At 63.8% G+C, this 16,494-nt stretch carries 15 protein-coding genes; 11 read left to right on the top strand and 4 right to left on the bottom strand.

The annotated features are described in order from the left end of the window. Positions 1–546 precede the first annotated feature (546 nt). From kduD to ACFFUC_RS14135, 3 genes are all read left to right on the top strand, one after another. Positions 547–1,293: a 2-dehydro-3-deoxy-D-gluconate 5-dehydrogenase KduD gene (kduD, locus tag ACFFUC_RS14125; protein ID WP_377687285.1), complete on the top strand. Its 747-nt coding sequence runs from the start codon at positions 547–549 to the stop codon at positions 1,291–1,293. A 224-nt stretch (positions 1,294–1,517) separates the two neighbouring features. Then, the gene (locus ACFFUC_RS14130) at positions 1,518–2,417 is read left to right on the top strand and encodes a hypothetical protein (protein WP_377687287.1); all 900 of its coding nucleotides are present in this window, start codon (positions 1,518–1,520) and stop codon (positions 2,415–2,417) included. A gap of 171 nt (positions 2,418–2,588) precedes the next feature. Then, positions 2,589–5,150, top strand: coding sequence for a GcvT family protein (locus ACFFUC_RS14135; RefSeq protein ID WP_377687289.1), 2,562 nt, complete (start codon positions 2,589–2,591; stop codon positions 5,148–5,150). A 78-nt stretch (positions 5,151–5,228) separates the two neighbouring features. Here the strand turns inward: ACFFUC_RS14135 and ACFFUC_RS14140 are convergent, their stop codons facing one another. Next, positions 5,229–6,158, bottom strand: coding sequence for a LysR substrate-binding domain-containing protein (locus ACFFUC_RS14140; RefSeq protein ID WP_377687291.1), 930 nt, complete (start codon positions 6,156–6,158; stop codon positions 5,229–5,231). A 165-nt stretch (positions 6,159–6,323) separates the two neighbouring features. Between ACFFUC_RS14140 and ycaC the strand changes: the two genes are divergently transcribed. Next, positions 6,324–6,971, top strand: a complete 648-nt coding sequence (gene ycaC, locus ACFFUC_RS14145; RefSeq protein ID WP_377687293.1) for an isochorismate family cysteine hydrolase YcaC — start codon at positions 6,324–6,326, stop codon at positions 6,969–6,971. Positions 6,972–7,094: 123 nt separating this feature from the next. Here the strand turns inward: ycaC and ACFFUC_RS14150 are convergent, their stop codons facing one another. Continuing rightward, the gene (locus tag ACFFUC_RS14150) at positions 7,095–7,826 is read right to left on the bottom strand and encodes a metal-binding protein ZinT (protein WP_377687295.1); all 732 of its coding nucleotides are present in this window, start codon (positions 7,824–7,826) and stop codon (positions 7,095–7,097) included. A gap of 349 nt (positions 7,827–8,175) precedes the next feature. Here ACFFUC_RS14150 and ACFFUC_RS14155 point away from each other — a divergent pair, with 349 nt between their 5' ends. The 7 genes from ACFFUC_RS14155 to ACFFUC_RS14185 all read left to right on the top strand — a co-directional run bounded on the left by ACFFUC_RS14155 (position 8,176) and on the right by ACFFUC_RS14185 (position 14,228). After that, on the top strand, positions 8,176–8,880 hold the full coding sequence (locus ACFFUC_RS14155; RefSeq protein ID WP_377687297.1) for a FadR/GntR family transcriptional regulator: 705 nt from the start codon (positions 8,176–8,178) through the stop codon (positions 8,878–8,880). 45 nt (positions 8,881–8,925) lie between these two features. Continuing rightward, positions 8,926–9,894, top strand: coding sequence for a tripartite tricarboxylate transporter substrate binding protein (locus ACFFUC_RS14160; protein WP_377687299.1), 969 nt, complete (start codon positions 8,926–8,928; stop codon positions 9,892–9,894). A 3-nt stretch (positions 9,895–9,897) separates the two neighbouring features. Then, positions 9,898–10,356 (top strand): tripartite tricarboxylate transporter TctB family protein, encoded by a 459-nt coding sequence (locus tag ACFFUC_RS14165; protein WP_377687302.1) that lies wholly within the window; start codon positions 9,898–9,900, stop codon positions 10,354–10,356. After that, the gene (locus ACFFUC_RS14170) at positions 10,356–11,879 is read left to right on the top strand and encodes a tripartite tricarboxylate transporter permease (RefSeq protein ID WP_377687304.1); all 1,524 of its coding nucleotides are present in this window, start codon (positions 10,356–10,358) and stop codon (positions 11,877–11,879) included. The genes ACFFUC_RS14165 and ACFFUC_RS14170 overlap by 1 nt, the downstream gene beginning before the upstream one ends. A 13-nt stretch (positions 11,880–11,892) precedes the next feature. Then, a complete protein-coding gene (locus ACFFUC_RS14175) occupies positions 11,893–12,390 on the top strand; it encodes a 2,4'-dihydroxyacetophenone dioxygenase family protein (RefSeq protein ID WP_377687306.1) in 498 nt (165 codons plus the stop codon). A gap of 16 nt (positions 12,391–12,406) precedes the next feature. Beyond that, positions 12,407–13,153, top strand: coding sequence for an SDR family NAD(P)-dependent oxidoreductase (locus tag ACFFUC_RS14180; RefSeq protein WP_377687307.1), 747 nt, complete (start codon positions 12,407–12,409; stop codon positions 13,151–13,153). Positions 13,154–13,223: 70 nt separating this feature from the next. Further along, complete coding sequence (locus tag ACFFUC_RS14185) at positions 13,224–14,228, top strand: zinc-dependent alcohol dehydrogenase (RefSeq protein ID WP_377687309.1); 1,005 nt, start codon at positions 13,224–13,226, stop codon at positions 14,226–14,228. Positions 14,229–14,258: 30 nt separating this feature from the next. On the opposite strand, the gene ACFFUC_RS14190 is transcribed toward ACFFUC_RS14185, so the two are convergent. Both ACFFUC_RS14190 and ACFFUC_RS14195 read right to left on the bottom strand, forming a co-directional pair. After that, entirely contained in the window at positions 14,259–14,588 is a 330-nt protein-coding gene (locus tag ACFFUC_RS14190; RefSeq protein WP_377687311.1) for a potassium channel family protein, read from the bottom strand. A gap of 223 nt (positions 14,589–14,811) precedes the next feature. Next, a complete protein-coding gene (locus ACFFUC_RS14195) occupies positions 14,812–16,062 on the bottom strand; it encodes a Hint domain-containing protein (protein ID WP_377687313.1) in 1,251 nt (416 codons plus the stop codon). Positions 16,063–16,494: the final 432 nt, after the last annotated feature.

A 16,494-nucleotide genomic window follows, 5' to 3' on the forward strand; every position in this document is an offset into this window, starting at 1 on the left:
GTCCCCGATCGGCAGTAAATCGCCGAGATGCGGCAAGCGCCTATCCTTATCGCCAGATGGTTAAGGGTCCGCGCGCGCAAAGGGCACAGGCGCGCCGTGGCACCGCCCCGAGGAGGGGCCCGATCGGGCGCACCGGATGGCGGAAATGCTGCGCGCGCACCAAAGATCGGGCTGGTATCGCCGCGATTTTGCCAAGCAACTCTGCGCTGCGGCGCGAATGGCTTTGCGGATGCGGCACGAAACGCGGGCCCGCGGATCGGGGTTAACCCCGCGCATCACGCCAGCCCCACCTGTTGCCGATCTACGCCAGTAGCAGGGAAAAGCCCGCGCCCCGGGGGATTTCCTTCAGCCTTTTGTGCCCTCCTGCCCGACTATTGCCGCGTCGTTTCCCGCGCGGATCCACCACCACCACCCCGATCTGCGGGCCTAGGCACGGGAACGCACAAAGGAGGGGGTGACAGCCACCGGTCTTTGCGTCTCAATACCGCAGGGCGCGGCAGAGCGGCAGCGATCCCGTTGAAAACGCTTGCAGACAAGGATCTCGACATGAGCTGGTGGTCACTTTCCGGACATCGCGCCCTCGTCACCGGCGCCAATACCGGCATTGGACAAGCCATTGCGATCTCACTCGCCCAAGCGGGGGCAGAGGTGATTTGCGCGGGGCGCTCAACGTCGGCGGAAACGGTGCAAAAGATCCGAGACGCGGGCGGGACGGCGCGGGAAATCCACCTCGACCTCGCCGATCCGATGGCGGCGCGGGATGTCTTTTCGGGCGCGGGCATCGATATTCTGGTCAATAACGCGGGTATCATCCGCCGCGCCGACAGCCTCGACTATACCGAGGCCGATTGGGATGCGGTGATGGACATCAACACCAAGGCACTGTTTTTCACGGCCCAAGCCTTCGCGCGCGAGATCCTTGCGCAAGAGGGTGGCAGGGGCGGAAAAATCATCAATATCGCCTCGCTTCTGGCCTTTCAGGGCGGGATCCGCGTGCCGGCCTATACCGCCTCGAAACATGCGGTCGCGGGGCTGACCAAGCTTTTGGCCAATGAATGGGCGTCGCGCGGGATCAACGTCAACGCGATCGCGCCTGGCTATATCGCGACGAACAACACCCAAGCCCTGCGCGAGGACCCCGAGCGGACCCGTCAGATCCTCGAGCGCATTCCCGCCGCACGCTGGGGCCGTCCCGAAGATATCGGCGCGACGGCGGCCTTTCTTGCCTCCGAGGGCGCGGCCTATATCCACGGCGCGGTGATCAGCGTCGACGGCGGCTGGATGGCGCGCTAGGACGGCGGCGCGAGGCACCGGACAGCGACTGCGAGCATGCGGCTGCGAGCAGCGGCCCTTATCAGAGAATGATTGCGCCGATTGGCACCTTATGCCTATGGTTTGCCTGCCTGCAAACAGCCGGACCGCCCTTGCCTGATGTGTGCCCCACACCCTGCGCGCCGGCCGGTCGCGATGCCCCGATCTTTCGGCCGATCCCGCCCGATCCTCGCCAAAGGCCCGACATGCTTGAAGAATTCGACCTTTATGCCGCCAGCCTTCCCCCGCTCGATCCGCGCCCCATGACCGGCGAGGCGCTTGTTTTGCGCGCGATCCTGCTGCTGGCGCGGGTCACGCAAAGCCCGCCATGGATCGGGCATCTGGGCACGCAGCTCGCCCCTTTCGCCGAGCCCTTTCCGCGCCGACGCTTTGCCGCTCAAGGCCCGCTCAGCGATGGTGAGGCCGTGGCGGGGGGCGTCGCTTTGGCGCTCGCCGGCAGCTCGGGCGGGGGCGAGTGGCACCATATTCCCGACCATTTGCGCAAGCGCGCCCTGCAGGAGGACGCGGGCCATGCCTCGGCAATGACCGGCCCTTTCCTCATCGAATGCGGTCTGGCGAACTCCAAACCGGCGCTGATCGAGGCGGGCGTCGCACGGCTCCACCACGGCACGACCGGATGGACGGCGCTGGCCCTGTGCGATGCATTCTCGCTCATCGACGAGGCGGCCGATCAGGACCATGCCCTCTCCCGCGAATTTCTGGCGGTTCTGACCAAACATGCCGCCCCGCTCGAACTCAGGATGCGCGACATGCTGGGCGGCCTGCTCGAACGCCAGGGCCCCGAGGGGAGCTGGCCGGGCGGGTCGGGGATCGACCTAGTCACGGAAACCGCGCTCCATCTGTTCGTCCTGCGCGAGGCCGAACGACTCGATATAGGCCCCGAGGACGGCGGCCGCGAAGGGAGCGGGACGGAAATCCTCGCGGCCCCCATTGCCGCAGCCGAGGCCTTTCTGACAACCGCCTTGCCGCCCGGGACTTTGGCCAGCGCCGCCCCCGCCACCATCGGCGCGCGGATGATGGGCGAGGCCTTGCGGATCGCCGCGCGGCGCGACAGCGCGATGCACAGCTATTTCGACTATGTTTGAGCCCCGCCGCATTTCCCGACACATCTCCTGACAGGAGCGCGCCGAATCCGGCACGCCGCACCTCGAATGCCCGCCTTTGTCGCGAAACCGCGCGGACAGGTCGGAAATCCTCCATCCGGCGGATTCGGCCCCCCCTATTCTCGAAGGGTCAACGCATGCCACGAGGCCTTCATGTCGCAATTTCCAAACCACGCCAAAGTCGTCATCGTCGGGATCGGCGGCATTGTGGGGGCCTCGGTCGCCCATCACCTGATCGAGCGCGGCTGGGACAATATCGTCGGCATCGACAAATCCGGCATCCCGACCGATATCGGCTCGACCTCGCATGCCTCGGACTTCTGCTATGTCACGAGCCACGATTTCTTCTCGGTCTGGACCACGCAGTATTCCGTCGATTTCTTCGACAAAATGGGCCATTACGCCCGCGTCGGCGGCCTTGAGGTCGCGCGGACCGGCGACGAGGAATGGCTCAAGGAAATCAAGCGCAAGGTCACATCCGGCAAGGCCTTCGGCAGCCGCGCCACGCTGATTTCGGGGGCGGAGGCCAAGGCGAAATTCCCGCTTCTGGAAGAGGACATGGTCGAGGCCGCGCTGTGGGACCCCGATGCCGGTCTGGTCATTCCGCGCTCGCAGACGGTGGCCGGCAAGCTGGTCGATCAGGGCGAGAAAACCGGCAAGCTGCGCGCTTTCGCCAATACGCCCGCGCAATCTCTGGTGATCGAGGGCGGCCGCGTGAAAGGCGTCGTGACCCATCGCGGCACGATCATGGCCGATCACGTCATCGTCTGCACCGGCCTTTGGGGCCGACTGATCGCCGAAATGGCGGGCGAGGATCTGCCGGTCATGCCGGTCGACCACCCGCTGACCTTCTTCGGCCCCTATGACGAATTCGCCGGCACCGGCAAGGAAATCGGCTATCCGCTGCTGCGCGATCAGGGCAACTCGGCCTATATGCGCGACACGGGCGATCCGACCACGGCCGAGGGCGGCCAGATCGAATGGGGCTATTACGAGCCCTTCGAGCCCCGTATGTGCCACCCGAGCGAGATCCTTGAAAAGGAGCAGTCGCGCCTGTCGCCGTCCCAGCGCGATCTGGAGCTGGATCAGGTCATGACGGGTCTGGAAAAGGCGATGGAGCTGACCCCGATCCTTGCGGAACTGGGCTATAATGAAAGCCATTCCTTCAACGGGTTGTTGCAGGTTTCCGCGGCCGGCGGGGCCTCGGTCGGGGAAAGCCAGAAGGTGCGGGGCCTGTGGTATTGCGTGGGCATCTGGGTCAAGGACGCCCCCGCTTACGGCAAGATCATCGCCGATTGGCTGACCGACGGGCGCACCGAGATCGACCATAACGGCATCGATTACGCGCGCTTTTATCCCTATCAGCTTGAACGCAGCTTTATCGACGCGCGCTGCACCGAGGCCGCGAAAAAGATCTACTGGCCCGCGATCCATCCGCGCGAACCCTATGCCAGCGCCCGCAACATCCGCCGCTCTCCCTTCTATGCCCGCGAAGTCGCGCTCGGCGGTCATTTCATGGAACTGGGCGGCTGGGAGCGCGCGCATGGCTATGCCGCGAACGACCACCTGCTCGAAAAATACGGCGACCGCGTGCCGGTTCGCGAAAACGAATGGGACAACCGCCATTTTTGGCGCGTCTCGAATGCCGAACAGCTGCATCTGAGCGATGATGTCGGCATGATCAACCTGTCGCATTTCGCCATCTACGACGTGACCGGCCCCGATCACGAGGCGCTTCTGGAATGGGTCTCGGCCGCGAAAATCGGCGGCGAGGGCAATATCGGCAAAGGGATCTACACCCATTTCCTCGACGACGAGGGCATGGTGCGCGCCGACCTCACGATCTTCCGCATGAAGGACCGCGCCCGTGTCATCGACGGGGCCGATGCGGGGCCGCGCGACTTTACCTATCTCAAGCGCGTGGCCGAAGACAAAGGCTTCGACGTGACGATCACCGATGTCAGCGAAGAGATCGTGACGCTCGGTATCTGGGGGCCGAATGCGCGCGAAAACCTCAAGAAAGTGGTCGAGGATCCCGCGCAGCTCGATCTTGAAAACTTCGCTTTCGGCACGCTCAAGGATATCCGCATCGCGGGTCAGGATGTCATGGCCTTCCGCATCTCCTATGTCGGCGAACAGGGCTGGGAGCTGCATATGCGCTATGGCGATGCGCTGGCGGTTTGGGATGCTTTGGCGGCAATCGGCGTCACGCCGGTCGGGGTCGAGACCTATGCCAACTCGCGCCGGATGGAGAAAAGCCTGCGTCTGCAGAACGCCGATCTTCTGACGCAATACAACCTGATCGAGACGGGTCTGGCCCGTCCCAAAGTCAAAGAGGCCGATTTCCGCGGCAAGGAAAAGCACGTCGCCTTCAAGGCCCTGCCCCATCAGGCCGCGACGCTTTGCACCTTGGTCATGCTTGAAAACACCGACAAGGACGGCGTCAAACGCTATCCGGTCGGCATCATGCCGGTCTTCGATCCGGCCACCGGCGAAACGCTGGTCGATGCCTTGGGGCGGCGGTCCTATACGACCTCGGTGGCTTTCGGCCCCACGATCGGCGCGAATATCGCGCTGGCCTGGTTGCCGCACGGCTATGCCGAAAAGGGCCGCAAACTCGCCGTCGAATATTTCGGCGAGACCTATGCGGTCGAGGTGGCGGGCGTGGGCTATGCGCCGCTTTACGACCCCGAAAACCTCAAGCCGAAATCCTGATCCGGTCCGGTTGCGGGGCCGCGCAATGCAAAAGGGCGGGCCTTCGGGCCCGCCCTCGCCATTTGCGGGGATCGCGGATCAGGGCCTGACCGGTTCGGGATCGCGCAGGGCGTCGCGAAACTCCGCCTCGAGGAAATCGAGGAAGGTCAGCACCGTCGGAGAGCGTCCGCGCCTGCTCGGGAAAACCGCATGGACCACGCCCGAACGGGGCCGCCAGCCGGGCAGGATCTCGACCAGACGGCCGGTCTTGAGATGGGGCCGCGCCACCGCCGCCGGCAATTGCGTTACGCCCAGCCCCGCCAAAGTCGCCTCGACCAAGGCCGCCATGTCCTGCGTCAAAAGCCGCGGCTGGAACGAGATGCGGGCATGACGCCCCTCGGGACCGACCAGATCCCAAAGATGGCTGGTGTCGTCGGGGTTCCACGACAGGCTCGGCAGGCGCGCGAGATGCTCGGGCTCGCGCAGCCCCTCGGCATGGGCGTCCTGCACGCAACCCGGGCTCGCGACGAGATATTGCTCGTCGGTCTCGAAGCGGCGCACGATGAGATCGCTGTCCTCGAGCGGCGGAAAGCGCATGCGGATCGCCATGTCGAAGCCCTCGCGGAGCACATCGACGCGACGGCTGGTGCTTTCGAGGATGATCGTCACCTTGGGATATTTGCGCATGTACCGCGCCGCCATCCCCGCGATCTGGTACTGGATCAACGACGAGGGGCAGGAGATGCGCAAGGTCCCTACCGGCTCGCTGCGCTGGATCTCGATCACGGCGGCGGCGGCCTCGGCCTCGGCGATCATCGACAGGCAATGCTGGTAGAATTGCTGCCCCAGCTCCGAGACCTGGAAGTTGCGGGTCGAGCGTTGCAGAAGCCGCATCCCGAGGGCATCCTCCAAAAGCTGGATGCGCCGGCTGACGAACGAACGCGTCAGCCCCAGCCGCCGTCCGGCAGCGGCAAAACCGCCCTCGTCCACCACGAAGGCGAAGAGGCGGAAGTCGTTAAGATCATACATGGTCTGTCCCACCTATAGGACACTGTGTGTCATTTTACGAAACTACTAGGCTGTTTGTCGTTTTGATATGTATTTTTTCGCGGGATCGGTCGTCAGCTTTGCTGTGCCGGCTGTTTGGAACCGCAGGCCAGCTCCCGGCCTTACCGAGTTAAAAAGGAAGATGAAATGTCCAAACCCTATGTCCGTCTGAACAAGGAAGATGCAGCGGTTCTTTTGGTGGACCACCAGACCGGTCTGTTGTCGCTCGTGCGCGACATCGACCCCGACAAGTTCAAGAACAACGTTCTCGCACTGGCCAATCTGGCGAAATATTTCAACCTGCCGACCATTCTGACCACCAGCTTCGAAGCAGGCCCGAACGGCCCGCTGGTTCCCGAGCTGACCGAGATTTTCCCCGACGCGCCCTATATCGCGCGCCCCGGACAGATCAACGCCTGGGACAACGAGGATTTCGTCAAGGCCGTCAAGGCAACCGGCAAGAAGCAACTGATCGTCGCAGGTGTCGTGACCGAGGTTTGCGTGTCCTTCCCGGTGCTTTCGGCACTCGAAGAGGGCTATGACGTCTTCGTCATCGCCGATGCTTCGGGCACCTTCAACCCGATGACCCGCGACGCCGCCTGGGACCGCATGTCGCAAGCCGGTGCGCAGATGATGACCTGGTTCGGCACCGCATGCGAGCTGCACCGCGACTGGCGCAACGACATCGAGGGTCTGGGCGCGCTGTTCTCGGCGCATATTCCGGACTACCGCAACCTCATCAACAGCTACACCACCCACCGCGAAAACGGCAAGAAAGACGCCCAGAACGGCTAAGCCGCACAGTTTCGGGACAGATGATCACGACGCCCCCTCCGCAATGCGGAGGGGGCGTTTTCGTTGCGGCCCGCGCCACAGAGGGCGTTCGGCGCGCGTTCGGGGCGACGTGTCAGGTCGTGCTTAATGCGCCATCATCTCTTCGCGGATCTGTGCCCCGTCCATCGCGGCGGGGTAATAGGTCGGCCAATGCTCGACCTCGGCCAGAAGCGCGGCGCGATCATCGCCCCAATAAAGGTGGTAATGCCCCGCCTTTTGCGGCGCGATGATGTGGTCCGAGAACTGGATGAAGGCGGGCGTGCCCTCGTCCCCCGCCACCTTGGCAAAGACGAAGCGCACGCCGCGATTGCCCTTGGCATAGGTCAGGATCTCGAAACCGTCGGAGCGGTAGGTCGCGCGGCGGGTGGTGCCCTGCGTGGTAAAGGCCACCTCGTCGCCCGCGATGACGATGCGGTCGGTGTCGGTGCGGTAGCCCGCCTCGTAGGTGGCGCGGTGCTCGGCTGCGGTTTTGTCGCCCTGCGCGGCCTTATGGGCCATGACGGGATCGAGCGTCCCGTCCTGCAGATAGGGATAGACCGACTGCCACTCTCCCTCCCAATCGCCAAGCACGCGCGGCTTGACCTCGTCATCGGCAAAATAGCCCTTGGCGATTTCGGCGGCGCGCCCGCCCGCGGGGGTCTCGGTCTGGGTGCCGGTATGGCTATGCCCGTGGTCATGGGCGTGATCATGGGAATGGTCATGCGCGTGGTCCTTGGGCGCGGCTTCTTGTGCCGCCAGCGGCAGCAGCGCCAGCGTCGAGAGGACCCCCGCCATCACCAAGGTCCGGCCGCAAAGGATCGATCTGTTTTTCGTCATGTGCTTTCTGTCCCGATTGATTCTGGTCCGGCCGATTCCCCCGCAGCGCCGCACCTCATGGCAGGTGGGGGCGCGGGTTTTTCGGCACTATAACTGTTATGTTATTACATTACCGATTCTCAAGCCGAAATCGTGGTGCAGGGCGAAGAAAATGTGGCGGCCGTTCAAAATCATGCCTTTACCGCGTGAAATTCAGGCGTGGGGGCCGCAATTTTGCGCGACTTTGCCTAATGCCTGCGACATAAGCGCAGGGGTTTCCCGCTATGATCTGACTTGACGCATCATTCATCAGATGATTAATCGCCCCAGCCTGTGAGGAGGCATGCCACTTGGGGGAGGATCAGCCTTGGTGAAGGAAAAGCGCGCCGACAGCGTGTTGGACAGCCTTGGTGCCGATATTGCCGCCGACCGTTTTGCGGCGGGCGAAGCCATTCCGACCGAGCCCGAGCTCATGGTGCTTTACGATGTCGGTCGCTCCTCGATCCGCGAGGCGATCCGCACGCTTTCGAGCCTCGGCATGGTCGAGACCGCACCGCGCCGCGGCACCACCGTCACGCCGCGCAAGCAATGGAACATGCTCAGCCGCGAGGTGATGGGCTGGGTCATGGCGGGCAAAAACCACACCGCCGATCTTCTAGCCGCGATCGACGAGGCGCGGATGATCTTCGAGCCCTCGGCCGCGGCCCTTGTCGCCAGCCGCGCGACGCGGATGCAGGTCATCGCGATCGAAACCGCCTATGCCCGCATGGAAGAGGCCGCCGCCTCCGGCGCGCCCGATGCCGCGATCCTTGCCGACCGCGAATTCCACCTCGCGATCCTGCAGGCGACCGGCAATCCCATTCTCGAGGCCTTCGATGCCGCGATCGATGCGGTTCTGGGCGTGCTTTTCTCGGTCACGGCCAATCACATGGAAAATTTCCGGGCCAATCTGTCGAACCATCTTGCCGTGCTGGAAGCCATCCGGCGCGGCGATCCGGAGGCGGCGCGCGATGCGATGACCGTCACCATCGGGTTTACCACCGTCAAAATGCGTGACGCGGGGTTGATCCATTAATCGGCGATGCCCCGAAGGGCGCGCTTGTCTACAGGAAGGGATGAGATGAAAAAATTCATGATCGCCGCAGCGGCAGTTGCGCTCGGTGCCGGGGCCGCCATGGCCGAATTTCCGGAAAAGCCGATCACGCTGATCGTGGCGTGGAATGCCGGCGGCGGCACGGATGCGATTGCCCGCGTCGTCGCGGCAGGCATGGAAAAAGAGCTGGGCGTGACGGTCAATGTCGTCAACAAGCCCGGCGGCGGCGGCGTCATCGGCCATTCCGAGATGCTGAACGCGAAATCCGACGGCTATACGCTCGGCTTCGCCAGCGCCGAAATCGCCAGCTATTACTGGGCGGGCAACGCGCCGTTCAAGGCCGACGAATTCACCCCGCTCGGTCTGGTGAACTTCGACGCCTCGGCCTTCCACATCTCGACGGATTCGCCGTGGACCGACGCCAAAGCCGCGCTGGAAGACATCAAGGCGCAGCCCGCAGGGACCTACAAACTGTCGGGCATGGGCGCGGGCGCAGCCTATCACCTTGCTTTCGCGGGCTTTCTCAAAGCCAACGGCATCGACCCGCTGGCGGTGACCCATGTGCCGTCGCAAGGCGCGGCGCCGGGCTTCCAGGAGCTTGCGGCCGGCGGCGTCCAGATCATCCCCTCGTCGATCCCCGAGGGGCTCTCGATGATGCAGGCGGGCAAATCCAAGCCGATCGCGGTCCTGTCGGAAACCCGCATCGCGGCTTTCCCCGATGTTCCGACCGCAGAAGAAGCGACCGGCGTGGCCTTTGCGGGCGGTACCTGGCGCGGCGTCGTCGGCCCGAAGGATCTGGACCCTGCAGCAGCGGAAAAGCTCGCGGCAGCCGTTTCGGCCGTGGCGAATTCCGAGGAGTTCAAGAGCTTCATGGACGAAAAAGGCTTCGGCACCGCAGCCTATGATCCGGCGGCTTTCGCCACCTTCCTGAGCGCGCAGCATACCGGCGTCGGCGAGATCATGAACGATCTCGGCCTCGCGCAGCGCAAGGAATAACCGATGCGCCTGCCGGATTTCTGGACTGGGTTGGCCTTTGCCGCCCTCGGGCTCGCGATTGCCTTCATGGCGCGCGGATTTCATGTGCCGGCAGGCGCAGCCTCTCCCAAACTGCTGCCGATGATCATCGGCGGCACGATGGCGGCGATGGGGGCGGCCGTCGCCTTGCGCGGTCTGCGCGAGGCGGGCAGCTTCTCGCGGCCGCAATGGCTGGGCTCGCCGCGCCGCATCCTGCTTGTGCTTTACCCGCTGGCGGCAATCGTCGTCTTCATCACCTTCGCCCCCGAGCTCGGCACAATCGCCCTCGCGGTACCGATGGTCGTCATCCACTGCCTGATCTACGGCCTGCGCCCCGCAAGCGCGATTGCAACCGGTCTGGTTGCGGGCGTCGGGATCTCGCTGGTCTTCACCCATCTTCTCGGCGTCGCCCTGCCGGAAGGCATTATCGAGGGGCTGCTCTGATGGACGCATTCATCTCCGGCCTCGGATTGGTCATGCAGGCCGAAGTCCTGCTCACCATTTTCGTCTCGGCCTGTTTCGGCCTTTTCGTCGGCATGATCCCCGGCCTCAGCGCGACGATGGCGGTGGCGCTTCTGGTGCCCGTGACCTTCACCATGTCGCCGGTCGCGGCGCTGGCGGCGATCATCACCTGTTCGGCCATGTCTATCTTTGCGGGCGACGTGCCGGGTGCGTTCCTGCGCATTCCGGGCACGCCCTCCTCGGCGGCCTATACCAACGACATGAACGATCTCGTCCGTGCGGGCCGCGTCGGAGACGCGCTCGGCATGTCGGCCGTGGCCTCGGTTTTCGGCGGCATCATGGGCACGATCATTCTGGTTTTCGGCGCGCCCTTCCTTGCCGAATTCGCTTTGAATTTCTCGAGCTTCGAGTATTTCTGGCTGGCGCTTCTGGGCCTGTCCTGCGCCACGCTGGTCGCGGGCGACGACGCGCTCAAGGGCAGGATTGCGCTGATGATCGGCCTGTTCTTGTCGATGGTCGGGCTTGATTTCGTCACCGGCATGCAGCGCTATACCTTCGGCCTGATGGAGCTTCAGGGCGGTGTCGGCTTCATCTCGGTGATGATCGGTGCCTTCGCTCTGGCCGAGATCCTGCGCCGCGGCGCGGGCTTTACCCGCCAGAATGCCGATCTGCCGCAAGCGCCGAAAGTCGATGTGAGCGGCGCGCCGATGCCGTCCCTGTCCACGATCTGGGCGCAGCGCAAGGCGATCGGTCGCGGCGGGATCGTGGGCACGATGATCGGCGCATTGCCGGGCGCGGGCGCCGATATCGCGGCCTGGGTCTCTTATGCGCTGACCAAGAAGTTCTCGAAAAAGCCCGAGACTTTCGGCAAGGGGTCGGTCGAGGCGGTCGCGGGCGCATCCTCGGCCAACAATGCGGCGCTGTCGGGTTCCTATGTGCCGACGCTGGTCTTCGGCATTCCGGGCGATTCCATCACCGCGATCGTGGTGGGCGTGCTGATCCTCAAGGGCATCCAGCCCGGGCCGCTGGTCTTCACCCAATCGGCCGATATGGTGAACGCGCTTTACATCATCTTTCTGCTCTCGAACCTGCTGCTGATCCCGCTTGGCATCCTTGCGATCTATATGGGCCGCTTCGCGATCCGCGCGCGCGACGAGATGCTGTATCCGGTCGTGCTGCTGCTCAGCCTTTACGGGGCCTATGCGGTGTCGAACAACCTGTTCGAGCTGTGGATCGTGCTGGCGATCGGCTTCCTCGTCTGGATCATGCAGGACAATGACTATCCGGCCGCGCCGCTGATCCTCGGCCTCGTGCTGGGTCAGGTGCTCGAGCAGAATTTCATGTCCTCGATCATCAAGTCGGACGGCAAGCTGCTGGCCTTCTTCGACCGTCCCATCGCAGGGGCGCTGGGTGTGCTGACCATCATCGTCTGGCTCTACCCCCTGCTTTCCTTCGCGCTGCGCCGCCTGTCCGGCAAAGCGAAATCCACTGCCTCCCCGCTCTGAAAGGACCTTTCCGATGTATGCCAACATGACTGGCTCGACCCATCCCCTCGCCCCGAGCGAAATCGCGATCAAAGCCATCCCCGAGGATGACCGCGTCTGGGTTCCGCAGGCCCCGAACGTCTTCTTCCGCCCGATGTTTCTCAACACGCTGACCGGCCAGTGGTGCAACCTTTTGAAGGTCACGCGCTCGGGCATCCTGTCGCGCCACCTGCACCCCGCGCCGGTCTTCGGCATGGTGCTGAAAGGCAAGTGGCACTATTTCGAACATGACTGGGTCGCCGAAGAAGGCTCGTTCGTCTATGAACCCCCGGGCGAGATCCACACGCTGAACGTCCCCGAGGATTGCAGCGAGATGATCACTTTCTTCAACATTTCTGGCTGCATGGTCTACCTGAACGAGGAAAACAAACAGATCGGCTACGAAGACGTCTTCACCAAGATCGACATGTGCCGCGCGCATTACGAAAAAGTCGGTCTGGGTGCCGATTATGTCGACCAGTTCATCCGCTGACATGACGGGTGCAGTCATGAACAATGCCGGTTGGGCCAAGGATTGGCTTGAAGGTCGCGTGGTCCTCGTGACCGGCGGCACCGGCGGGATCGGCGGCGCGATTGCCGAGGCGTTCCGCGATGCGGGCGCCGAGGTCATCGCGACGGGGGCGAGCGGGCGCGAGGTGGCTGAAGCCTCTGCCCGTCCGCAGGCTGCGGGCATCCGGCATATCGTGCTGGATGTCCGCAGCACCGAAAGCGTGCGCGCGATCGTGGGCGGTCTGGAGCGCCTTGATGTCGTGGTGAACTGCGCCGGCATCATCCGGCGCGGCGAGGAGCTTGCCTCCGAGGTCTTCGAGCAGGTCGTCGACATCAACCTCAACGGCTCGATGCGGGTCTGCGAGGCGGCGGCACCGCTGCTGGAAGCGACCGGCGGGACGATCATCAACATCGCCTCGATGCTCAGCTTCTTCGGCGGCGGGCTGGTGCCGGGCTATTCGGCATCGAAAGGCGGCATCGCGCAGCTCACCAAATCGCTGGCAATCGCCTATGCTCCCAAAGGCATCCGCGTCAACGCCATCGCGCCGGGCTGGATCGCGACGCCCCTGACCGAGGCGCTACAAAACGACCCCGCACGTTCGGGCCCGATCCTTGGCCGCACGCCTTTGGCACGCTGGGGCCGCCCCGAGGATCTGCACGGGCTCGCGCTGTTCCTGACCAGCCCCCATGCAGCCTTCATGACCGGAAACGTCATTCCGGTCGACGGCGGCTATTCGATCAGCTGACGACACCCCGACGGGCGGCCCCGCGCCGCCCGTTGCCGTTTCCCCTTTCCCATTCCATCCCGAGAGTGCCATGAAAGCAGTCGTTTACGACGGGCCGATGCAGGTCGCCGTCAAGGATCTTCCCCTGCCCGAAGGTCGGGGCGTGCTGGTTGCGGTCGATGCCTGCGGCATCTGCGGCACCGATCTCACGATCTACAAAGGCGCCCATCCCCGCGCCAAGGGCCCGCTGGTTCTGGGCCATGAATTCGTCGGCCGCACCACCGAGGATTGCGCCGAATTTCCCAAAGGCAGCCGCGTCACCTGCTATCCGCTGATCTCTTGCGGGGAATGCCAGACCTGTCTGTCGGGCCAACCCCATATCTGCGAGGTGCTGCGCCTTTACGGCATCGACACCGCCGGCGGCATGGCCGAGATGGTGCGCATTCCGGCCTCCGAACTGCTGGCAGTTCCCGAAAGCGTCAGCGATGCGGTCGCGGCGCAGGCAGAGCCTTTGGCGGTTTGCGTCCATGCCGCGCGGCGCGCAGGTTTTGCGGCGGGCGATCATGTCGCGATCATTGGCGCGGGCCCGATCGGGACGACGCTTGCCGCCTATCTGCGCCGCATGGGCGCGGGCTCCGTCGCGCTGTTCGACACCAACGAGGCACGGATCGCCCAGCTTCGCGACGCCGGTTTCGACGCCCGTTCCACCGCGAGCGAAAGCTATGAGGCGGCACTTGCCGCGCAAGGCCGTGCCGGTTTCGATCGCGTTTTCGAATGTGCCGGTGCTGCGCGCGCGGTCGAGGATGCGTTGCGCTACACCCGCGTCGGCGGCAGCGTGGCCATCGTCTCGATCCACAAGGGCGCACAGCCCGTGGACCTGCAATTGCTGGCCTTCCGCGAGCTTTCTGTCATCGGCACCCGCGTCTATACCCGCGCGGATTTCGCCGAGGCCGTCGCCATGCTGGCCCCTATGGCCGAAGAATTGGGCTGGCTCGCGGGCGCGCCCTGCCTGCCCGAAGAGGCCCCCGCCCTGTTCGAGGCGCTGACCCAGGGGCGCGGCCCGATGAAGGCCATCATCCATTTCGCGCGCGAATGAGCCGCGATCGGCATCAACGCGAAGGGCCGCTCACTTCGGCCCTTTGCCCCCGTTGCGCGCCGAGACCAGCGCCTCTGCAACGGCGGCCGCCGCGCTGACGAAAAGGCCGACGCCGCACATCAGATAACCGATGGTGAAAAGCTTGCCCAAATCGGTCTGCGGCACGAAATCGCCATAACCGACCGTCGCCAGAGTCACGACCGAAAAGTAAAGCGCATCGATCAGCCGCCAGCCCTCGACCAGATGGTAGAAGGCGGTGGCGATCGTGATCAGAAAAGCGCTCAGCACCATGAGCGCACGGGCATGTGGATCGCGCAAGGCGCGCGCCAACCCTTTGAACAACGTCACGAAATTTCCCATCTTACCCTTTCCGGCCCGCCTCGGGACGCGTGGCGATCCCGCCGCAACCCCATCGCCCGATTGTGCGCGAGGCGGACGGCTTTGTGCCAGCCGAAAAGAAAAGGCCGCGACCAAGGCCGACTCGGGACGGGCGGAGCACCGCGTCTTTTGTCGCCATTGGTCACGGCCGCAGGCGCGGCCCGAACGTGCCGAGGCACGTCCGGACCGCATTTTCGGTGCAAGTTTACGACAGGGTCGCGATCAGCGGCTGCTGGTTGTGCATGTGGCGCATGGCGAGCTTGCGCCCGTTGCGGCCGCTCAGCAGCGGGCGGGCGGCGGCCGGAACATGGCCCTCGTCGCGCAGTTCGGGGAACAGCGCGAAGACTTCTTCGGCTGCTGCCGCACCAATCGATTTCAGAGCCTCGGCACCGGTGTAGAGCGATTCCGTTTCCGCACCGTTCGAGAGGACGATCTCGTGGCGATCGAAGAGGATGTGGACATAGGTCACCTCCTCGAGATCGGTCGCGATATCAATGCCGTCGAGCTGGAGAAGCTGCTTGGCGGCAACCAGAACCTCGGGCGTGCCGAACATGCGCATCGCGATTTTCGAGCGGATCAGGACGCGGTGCTGCGGCGAGACCAGCAGGTCGCGCGCGGGGCAGCCGTCACCCAAAGCACCGGCTTTGATGCGGATCGGCAGGAGCTTCGGCGCGCGGGCCAGATCGGCTGCGCTAAGAGTGCGCGTCCCGATCCAGCGCATCGGCTGCGCCCCGTTGTCGCCGGTCAGAACCAGATCGCCAAGCGCCAGCGTCTCGATTGCAACCTCGCCCGAGGGCGTCGCAACCATCGTGCCTGCGACGAAGCAGACGATATCGCCGATCTCGCCCGACGGGATGATGAAGTCCTTGGCCGGATCGGTCGTGAGCGGCGTGCTCGGGCGCGAGCCGTTGACCTGGCCGTTCCAACCCGATTCCTGCTCCCAGACGAAATCCTCCAGCCGCGGATCAATCGTGCTCGCAGCCGTTGCCAAACGCTCGATCAGCATGTCGAAGGGTTCGTTAACGGTGACGGTCTCGCCATTGAATTCGATCGTCGCCGTCACAATGACTTTGCTTTTGTCGAAATCGGTAGCGGTCAGGACGTAAACCTTGCCGTCCGCACCCTCAATGATGCTGCCCGGAACAGAGGCAACCTGGAAGTTGACGCTCAGATCGGCGAATTCACCGGCATTGATGGTCAGGCCGACCGGTTCGAAGGCGACCTCGACGCCGCCGATATAGGTGCCCGCGATCGGGGTGCCGTTCACCACCGCATCGACGCGATCACTAGTGCTCAACGTGCCTGCGCCTGAAGCATCGTTTTCGACATTGAACTGGGTGACTTGTTTGGTGGAGCCGAACATATTCCCGAAGTTGGGACGGCCTGAGAATTCGAGCTCTGGGCCATTGCCCTTGTCGACGACAGAGGCTCTCGGCAAGTCGAATAGATAAGACATAGACATACTTTCTTCGTCCGCCGAACCGGGGAAATCCGGTCAGACAGGAGGACATAGATAGAGTGGGTGTTCTGCGCGTAACCCGCTGCTAAAAAGCACACCCGCGGCTGTCAACCGCTGCGCGTTCACAAAAAATTATCGTAAATATTTGAATTATATGATAAATACTATAGGTATATTGCAATATGCCGTGATTGGACTAAGCCCATAAACTCATGGTGTCTGCCCATATGGCGGGCATGTCCGCAGACTGCTTTCCTTAACGGAAAGCAGTCTGGCCGGGATATCCGTTTTTGTTGGGAAATGCGGTGTCAACCCGAGGCATGCCCTTCGGCTGCAATCGAGTGCAGAACGGGTTCCGCCAGAGCCGACGAAATGCCATCACAAAAGCGTGAAGTCCCGACCGGCAGGCTCCGGTCGGGCGAATGGTTT

It is taken from the genome of Paracoccus cavernae, assembly GCF_042430175.1.
Classification (GTDB): Bacteria; Pseudomonadota; Alphaproteobacteria; order Rhodobacterales; family Rhodobacteraceae; genus Paracoccus; species Paracoccus cavernae.

Coding starts and splice junctions, on each gene's coding strand:
- kduD (WP_377687285.1), top strand. CDS start 547: ATGAGCTGGTGGTCACTTTCCGGACATCGCGCCCTCGTCACCGGCGCC.
- ACFFUC_RS14130 (WP_377687287.1), top strand. CDS start 1,518: ATGCTTGAAGAATTCGACCTTTATGCCGCCAGCCTTCCCCCGCTCGAT.
- ACFFUC_RS14135 (WP_377687289.1), top strand. CDS start 2,589: ATGTCGCAATTTCCAAACCACGCCAAAGTCGTCATCGTCGGGATCGGC.
- ACFFUC_RS14140 (WP_377687291.1), bottom strand. CDS start 6,158: ATGTATGATCTTAACGACTTCCGCCTCTTCGCCTTCGTGGTGGACGAG.
- ycaC (WP_377687293.1), top strand. CDS start 6,324: ATGTCCAAACCCTATGTCCGTCTGAACAAGGAAGATGCAGCGGTTCTT.
- ACFFUC_RS14150 (WP_377687295.1), bottom strand. CDS start 7,826: ATGACGAAAAACAGATCGATCCTTTGCGGCCGGACCTTGGTGATGGCG.
- ACFFUC_RS14160 (WP_377687299.1), top strand. CDS start 8,926: ATGAAAAAATTCATGATCGCCGCAGCGGCAGTTGCGCTCGGTGCCGGG.
- ACFFUC_RS14165 (WP_377687302.1), top strand. CDS start 9,898: ATGCGCCTGCCGGATTTCTGGACTGGGTTGGCCTTTGCCGCCCTCGGG.
- ACFFUC_RS14170 (WP_377687304.1), top strand. CDS start 10,356: ATGGACGCATTCATCTCCGGCCTCGGATTGGTCATGCAGGCCGAAGTC.
- ACFFUC_RS14175 (WP_377687306.1), top strand. CDS start 11,893: ATGTATGCCAACATGACTGGCTCGACCCATCCCCTCGCCCCGAGCGAA.
- ACFFUC_RS14180 (WP_377687307.1), top strand. CDS start 12,407: ATGAACAATGCCGGTTGGGCCAAGGATTGGCTTGAAGGTCGCGTGGTC.
- ACFFUC_RS14185 (WP_377687309.1), top strand. CDS start 13,224: ATGAAAGCAGTCGTTTACGACGGGCCGATGCAGGTCGCCGTCAAGGAT.
- ACFFUC_RS14190 (WP_377687311.1), bottom strand. CDS start 14,588: ATGGGAAATTTCGTGACGTTGTTCAAAGGGTTGGCGCGCGCCTTGCGC.
- ACFFUC_RS14195 (WP_377687313.1), bottom strand. CDS start 16,062: ATGTCTTATCTATTCGACTTGCCGAGAGCCTCTGTCGTCGACAAGGGC.